Source organism: Candidatus Thermoplasmatota archaeon (genome assembly GCA_035541015.1).
Taxonomy (GTDB): domain Archaea; phylum Thermoplasmatota; class SW-10-69-26; order JACQPN01; family JAIVGT01; genus DATLFM01.
Window position 1 is genome coordinate 35,091 of record DATLFM010000088.1, and the last position, 6,420, is coordinate 41,510.

The 6,420-nt window shown below is 70.2% G+C and carries 9 protein-coding genes; 3 read left to right on the forward strand and 6 right to left on the reverse strand.

Annotated features, from left to right (window positions below; all coding sequences use genetic code 11):
* Positions 1-21 precede the first annotated feature (21 nt).
* The 3 genes from phnE to phnD are packed head-to-tail and all read right to left on the reverse strand — an operon-like array spanning position 22 to position 2,485.
* Positions 22-813: a phosphonate ABC transporter, permease protein PhnE gene (gene phnE, locus VM681_07930; GenBank protein HVL87912.1), complete on the reverse strand. Its 792-nt coding sequence runs from the start codon at positions 811-813 to the stop codon at positions 22-24.
* Positions 792-1,529, reverse strand: a complete 738-nt coding sequence (locus VM681_07935) for an ATP-binding cassette domain-containing protein (protein HVL87913.1) — start codon at positions 1,527-1,529, stop codon at positions 792-794. The genes phnE and VM681_07935 overlap by 22 nt, the downstream gene beginning before the upstream one ends.
* A 5-nt stretch (positions 1,530-1,534) precedes the next feature.
* Positions 1,535-2,485 (reverse strand): phosphate/phosphite/phosphonate ABC transporter substrate-binding protein, encoded by a 951-nt coding sequence (phnD, locus tag VM681_07940; protein ID HVL87914.1) that lies wholly within the window; start codon positions 2,483-2,485, stop codon positions 1,535-1,537.
* Between the two features lie 152 nt (positions 2,486-2,637).
* Here phnD and VM681_07945 point away from each other — a divergent pair, with 152 nt between their 5' ends.
* Complete coding sequence (locus VM681_07945) at positions 2,638-3,096, forward strand: STAS/SEC14 domain-containing protein (GenBank protein ID HVL87915.1); 459 nt, start codon at positions 2,638-2,640, stop codon at positions 3,094-3,096.
* Here VM681_07945 and VM681_07950 read toward each other — a convergent pair.
* A complete protein-coding gene (locus tag VM681_07950) occupies positions 3,093-3,512 on the reverse strand; it encodes a M67 family metallopeptidase (protein ID HVL87916.1) in 420 nt (139 codons plus the stop codon). The two genes, VM681_07945 and VM681_07950, sit on opposite strands and share 4 nt — an antisense overlap.
* Positions 3,513-3,666: 154 nt before the next feature.
* Positions 3,667-3,963: a hypothetical protein gene (locus VM681_07955; GenBank protein ID HVL87917.1), complete on the reverse strand. Its 297-nt coding sequence runs from the start codon at positions 3,961-3,963 to the stop codon at positions 3,667-3,669.
* Between the two features lie 183 nt (positions 3,964-4,146).
* Between VM681_07955 and VM681_07960 the strand changes: the two genes are divergently transcribed.
* The gene (locus VM681_07960) at positions 4,147-5,046 is read left to right on the forward strand and encodes a CPBP family intramembrane glutamic endopeptidase (protein ID HVL87918.1); all 900 of its coding nucleotides are present in this window, start codon (positions 4,147-4,149) and stop codon (positions 5,044-5,046) included.
* Between the two features lie 57 nt (positions 5,047-5,103).
* Complete coding sequence (locus VM681_07965) at positions 5,104-5,442, forward strand: hypothetical protein (GenBank protein HVL87919.1); 339 nt, start codon at positions 5,104-5,106, stop codon at positions 5,440-5,442.
* Positions 5,443-5,460: 18 nt separating this feature from the next.
* Here the strand turns inward: VM681_07965 and VM681_07970 are convergent.
* Positions 5,461-6,420, reverse strand: a 960-nt coding sequence (locus tag VM681_07970; protein HVL87920.1) for a helix-turn-helix domain-containing protein, incomplete at its 5' end; no start/stop codon positions are given.

Genomic DNA, 6,420 nt, shown 5'->3' on the forward strand with positions numbered 1-6,420 from the left:
ACGGACGGCCGTGCGCAGGTCTCACGCCGGAACGGCCACCGGCTCGGGCAGATACGTCTTGCGGAGCCTTCCACCGAGGAACTCGACGGCAACGACGAGGACGAGGAGGAACAGGAGAGCGACCATGAGGAGATCGTACCGGTAGAGGTCGAACGCGCGCGCCATGAGAAAGCCGATTCCGCCGCCGCCGACGAGGCCCACGATCGTGCTCGCACGCACGTTGTACTCGAACACGAACAGGGTCTGGCTCAGGAGAAGGTGCGTCGACTCCGGGATCGCCGCGTGCTGCGCGATGCGCCAGCGGCTGACTCCGGCGGCCGAGAGCGCCTCCACGATCTCCGGATTCACGCCCTCGAGGATCTCCGTGTAGAGTTTCGAGAGGTACCCGATCGAGTAGAGCGTGACGGCAAGCGCGCCCGGCAGCGGGCCCAAGCCGACCATGGCGATGAACACGATCGCCCACACGAACGAGGGCACCGTGCGCAGGAACGACAGGACGCCCCGCAGCGCCAGCGATGCCGCCGGGCCGCCAAACGTTCGGGAGGCGAACACCGAGAGCGGAAGCGCCACCACGGCGGCAAGCACCGTGCCAAGAAACGCGATCTCAAGCGTCTCCAGGAGCGCGACGCCCACGGCGGCCGCAAAGTCGGGGTCGATCGCCTCGGGCGTCGCGTCGCCCAGGAAGCGCCACAGGTTGTGGAACGCGCGGGGCCAGTTCGCCTCGAAGAACCGCACGTGCCACAACGCCGCCAGCACGAGGGCGGCAAGCGCGGCAAGCGTCGCTTGCTCCCTCAGGCGTGTCCGAGATACCATCGCACCTGCTCCGCGGTCACGTGCCCCGAGGGCACGACGGCTCCGATCGTTCCGTCTCTAAGAAACGCGATGCGGTCCACCGCGCCCTTGGCAAGCACGAGGTCGTGCATGGCGAGAACGACCGTCACGCCCGAACGCTGCAGCGACCGCGCGAGGTCCAGAAGCTCGGCCGCCTTGGCGACGTCGAGGTTCGCGAGGAACTCGTCGGCGAGGAGAAGCTCCGGCTCCTGGACGAGGGCGCGCGCGATCGCCACGCGCCGCCGCTGGCCGCCCGAGAGACGCGCCACGGGCTCCTCCTCGCGCCCGGCAAGGCCCACGTCTTCGATCGCCCGGCGCGCGCGGCTTCGGTCCGCGTCCGAGAAGCGGTTCGTCAAGGCCTGCCACGCGCCGGCGCGCGAGAGCGCGCCGTGCAGCACGTTCTCCTCGACCGACAGGCGCCCGACGAGCCCGACCTGCTGCGGGATGTAACCCACGCGGCCGGCGGCGGTGCGCACCGTTCCCGAGGTGGGGGCGACAAGGCCCGCCATGAGCCGAAGGAGCGTCGTCTTGCCCGTGCCGTTGGCGCCCATGAGCGCGACCGAGGTCCCCGCGGGGATGCGCAGGGAGACGTCGCGCAGGATGGGCGCCGCCGCGCGCGGGTAGCGGAAGCTCACGTCTGCAAGCTCGACCGCGGGGACGGACCGGGAGACGACGGGCGCGGAAAGGGCTTCGGCCATCGGTCCTACAATCGCTCCACGAGGCGCAGGCCCGTCGTCGTCAGAGCCGACTGCAACGGCGCGACGTGCTCGGCCGTCGTCGTCGCCCGGAACTCGACGAAGATCGCGGAGACGAGCTTTCGCATCGTCTCCTTCTTCTCGCCCTTGAGCTCGAGGAACGCGGCCTTCGTGCGCGCGGCCTTCTCGCCCGTGAACTCCTCGCCGAAGACGACTGCGTGCGAGGGGATCGGGCCTTGCGTCTCGACGACGCGCGTATTGTTGAGGACCTCGTAGAACAGGCTTGCGGCGATGTCGCCGGCCGTGACGGCCACGTCGGCCTGGCCGTTGCGCAGCGCGTTCCACGCGCCCTGGTAGCCGCCGCTTGCGAGCACGTTTCCGAAGAACGCCTTCGGGTCGGCCTCGCGGCCGGCGGCGGGGGCGGGAACAAGCTGCCGCTCCACGAGCTTGGCCACGGGGTAGACGTAGCCCGAGGTGGACGTCGTGCTCGGGTAGGCCACCGTCTTTCCGCGAAGCTCGTCGAGCGTCTGGTACGGCGAGTCCGCGAGCACGACGTAGTAGGAGTAGTACGAGGGCGCGATCACGGGCTGGCCTTGCACGATGACCTCGCGCCACTCGGCAAGCTCGATGCGGGCGTTGGCGACCGCGGCGGCCGTGGCGGCCGGCCATGCGCTCATCATGGCGACGTCGGCGTGGCCGTATTTGAGCGCCTCGATGACGCCGATGTACGTGAGGGGAACGAAGATCTGGAAATCGTAGCCCGTCTGCTCCTCGAGGAAGCGCTCGAGGTCGGCGGCCTGTGATTGGATGGCCGCGGCGTCCTGGGTCGGCTGGATGGCAAGGCGGATGGTGGTGGCGCCCCCGTTGGAGCCGTTCGTGGCCGATGGCAGGGGCCCCAGGCACCCGGCCAGGACGAGCGTTCCGACGGCGATCGAGCACAGGATCATCTTCTGTCGCATGGGCATACCTTCCGCGCGATTTCGGCATGCCGAAACCAGCCGGTCGGCCGCGTAATAACGCCGTAATATTTGAAGTTTCGGCTCGCCGAAACCTCCAGGTTCGCCATTGTGGCCTCGGAACGTCCCCCAAAGCGCTAGTACCGTCCCGCCGCGTGCTCCGCACGATGGGCGAGGACTCGCCGACGCCCGGCTGGGCGATCCGCCGCCTGTACGCCGGCCCCAGCGTGGAGATCTGGGAAGACATCGACGCCGTCGTGCACATCCGGCGAAAGGGCGATTTCCTGCTCGAAGACGCGCGGAAGTACGCCGAAGTCCTCGAACCGTACCTCTCGCGCGACCCGCTGCTCGTGCTCGCCGACGCGCGCGAGGGCGGCGAGGAGTCGATCGAGGTCCGCCTGACCTACTACGGCATGGCGCGAAAAGTGCGCCGCGCGCGCGTGGCGGTGCTCGGAGAAGCGTACCACCGCGCGCTGCTCGTCGCGATCCACGCGCTTGCGCCGCAGATCGAATTCGAGTTCTTCCAGGAGGAGCTGGAGGCGCTGGAATGGCTCCTCGCGCCGCCGGGAAAGCCCGCCGAAGGCGCGAGCCGTTGGCGCCTTGCCCGCGCCTAAGGGGCCTCGAGATCGGTCTCCTCGGCCCGGAACGCGCGCCCGTCCCACCGCCACGCTCCCCACGCTTCCGAAGGCGCCAGCCACACGACGAGGTACGAGCCGCCCGGCCAGTTGGCGCGCGCCGCGTCGGCTTCGCTGGGTCCCGGCGGTCCCCGCGGATGCGAATGGTACACGCCAAGCGCTTCGAGCGAAAGCTCGTCCTCGATGCGAAGGATCGTGCGGAGCTGGTCCTCCGGATGGAGGACGTATTCGAACGCGGGCGAGGACGAGGCGTTGCGGCAGGGGAACGCGCGATGGATCTCGCGCGCGCCGCCGGCGTCTTCGCGGCCGGCGAGCAGCCCGCAGGCTTCGCGGGGCGCGTCCCGTCGCGCGTGCGCGAGGATCTCCTGCACGACGGAGCGGGCGATGCGCAGCAACGGCACGCGAGGCGCGCGCGGGGGCAAAAAAGGTTTTATGACCCTAAAACCAAAGTCGATCGAAAAGGGGAGGGGCGGGGGCTCCCGAGGGAGCCCCCGGCGGATCGTGTGCGCCGCCTTCGCGCGGGCGAGGGCGGCGCGAGTGGAAACCGCTCTAGGCGCGGATCTTGAGGCGGGGGCGCGTGGCGACCGTGCCCTCGACGTACTCCTCGTCGGCGTCGGCCGCTTCGTTCGCCTCGTGCTCGAGGCGCGCGTAGCGTTCGGCGCTGCGCTTGCGCAGGCGGTGGGGCGTGCGCACGACGACGATGGCGCCCGTGATCATGAGCGCGAAGCCTGCCAGCACCGGCAGGAAGTCACCAAAGCCCGCGTAGCTCTGCATCATCGTGCCGCCGATCCAGATGAACAGCAGCATGACGGCGAGGATTCCGATCTCGTGGACGACGTCCAACACTTTCTCGGTTGCTCCCAAACGAGTCACCGCACCGAGCTTTGTCCGTCGGGGTCCATATGATGTTGCGGCGGGACACAGGGAAGGCGAGCGCTCCGTGCGCTTCCCCGTTTGCCCGAAACGCCCGATGTTCCCTTTTTCCCCCGGGTCGAAGCCTTCAAGCCCGGCGCCCGGCCTGCCCCTCCGATGGACCCCGGACGCGGTCGGTTCGTGCTGCTTGCCGTGGGTGCCGTTCTCCTTGCTTGGGGCATCACGAGCGCGGCGGACGCGTGGGCCGGCGGCGCGCCGGGCGCGGCGGCGGGCATGGCGCTCTCCGGCGTCCTCGCCCTTGCGGGCTTCGGGTGGGCGGCGGCGCGGCGGGATTGGCTTGCCGCGCGCGGCGTGGACCTCTCGAACGGCGCGCACGTGGCCGCGCTTTCGCTCGTGGGCGCGTGCGCGTTCCTCATCTTTGGCCTTGGCGCGATTGCGCAGACGGCCGCGACGGCCGAGGCGCTGCTTCGCGGCGCGCAGCCGGAGGAGGTCTTCGCCGTCACGCCGCGCGGTCTTCTCGTCGGCCTCTTGTTCAGCCTCGTCACCTTCCTGCTGCCCGCCGTCGCGTGGGCGCTTCTCGTGGAGTCGCGCGACGCCGGCGGCGCGGCCGCGTGGCTGGGCCTTCGCTCGGAGCGCTTGGGCGAGAGCCTCCTTCTTGGGATCCTTGCCACGTTTGCGTTCTTCTGGAGCCTCTTCCTGCTGGGCCTTGCCTTCCAGGCGTTCGGGTACCGCCCGCCGCCCAACGAGCTTGCGGAGGCGATCGGGCGCGCGGTGGATTTCCGCTTGGCGTTTGTGGTGGCCGCCGGCGCGGCGGTGGGTGAGGAGGTCTTCTTCCGAGGCTTCCTCCTTCGGCGGCTTGGGCTTTGGCCGCAGGCGCTGCTGTTTGGCCTCGCCCACGGCGCCTATCTGAATCCGCTGCAGATCGTGGTGACGACAGCGCTGGGTTTGGGGCTCGGCGGGCTCGTGCTGCGGACGGGCAACGTGGCCGGGGCGATCCTCACGCACTTCCTCTTCAACTTCGTCATGCTGGTCGTCTTCCTCCAAAGTGTAGCATGACAAACCGTGACATTTATGGTCCACCGGGGGGGTCTCTTCACGGCGGGAACCCCGAGCATGGGCTACGAAACGGTCGACGAGCGCGCGGAACGCCTGGAGGGGGAAGCGGGCAGCAAGATCGCCCTTGAGATGGAGCTCATGCGCCGGCACGTGGTCATGCTGAAGGCGGTGCTCGACAACCAGCCGGTCGGCATCATCCGCCTCGCCGAGATCACGGGCTTCCCCCAGCACAAGGTGCGGTACTCGCTTCGCGTGCTCGAGCACGAGGGCCTCGTCGCGCCAAGCCCGGCCGGCGCCGTCACCACGGCCAAGGTTCCCGAGTTCCTCTCCCAGATGCGAAGGCTCGTGCGCGAGGTCTCGCTCGCCGTGGACCACGTGGGAAAGAGCGTCCGGTAGCGAAACTGCGTCTCATCGCTAGACCGATGGCGGCAAGGGCCGCGCGGGGTCGCCTTCGCCCGGCCGCACGGTCGCGACGGCGTCGAGTACCCGTTCGCCTTCGGCCGTAAGCCAAAGGCCTCCCTCGCGCCGCTCGATCCAACGCGCCTGGCACACGATCTCCACGCGTCGGGACACCGTCGACTTCGCGAGCCCAAGCGCGCGGGCTAGGTCCTTCTGGGAAGCGCCGGGACGGCGCGCGAGCGCGGCCAGGAAGGCGAGGTTCCGGCGCCCCGCGGCGGCGCGGGCCAGCCACCGATCGTGCTCCTCGCTGCGGCCCCGGTTCTCGAGGTAGAACGCCGCGGGTCCGAGCCGGCGCTCGACGAGGAAACCGTGGCGGACGAGGCACCGCAGGTGATGCCGCACGGTGCTCACGTCGACCCCAAGCGCGCGCGCAACGGGGGTGGGCGTGCTCGCGGGATGCTCGCGAACGTGCGCGAGCACCCGCGCTCGGACGCGGTTGTCGAGAAGCTCCGAGCGGCGGAGCCGATGGTAGAGGGCGAGAAGGGCAAGCCCAAGGAGCGCCGCGGAGGACACGTGCAGCAGGACGTCCGGCGGCGCCGGCGCCGGGACGCCGCGGCTCCGCGCCGACGCTTCGTCGGCGACGGCGGGCAGGCGCGAAAACGTCGCGAGCGCCAATTCGGGCGCGAGGGTCGCCGGCGCGGCGGAGGCTTCTTGGACCCGGGCTTGCCCCGCAAGGCGGCTTCGTTCCAAGCGCCCTGGCGACGATTCGGCCGAGCGCGCAACGGCTTTGGCGCGCGCGTCCCCGTCTGCGTGTGGCAACGGATTCTCCAGCGCGCCCTCCTCGCGCAGCCGGAGCGACCGCGCCGTGTGCAAGCCCGCGTCGACGAGCGGATCGACATCGGCTCCGGCGGGTCCGCCAAGCGCGTCGGGTGTCCCGAGGCGCGCTTCCGTCCGGGGGACCGCGACGTCCCGCTC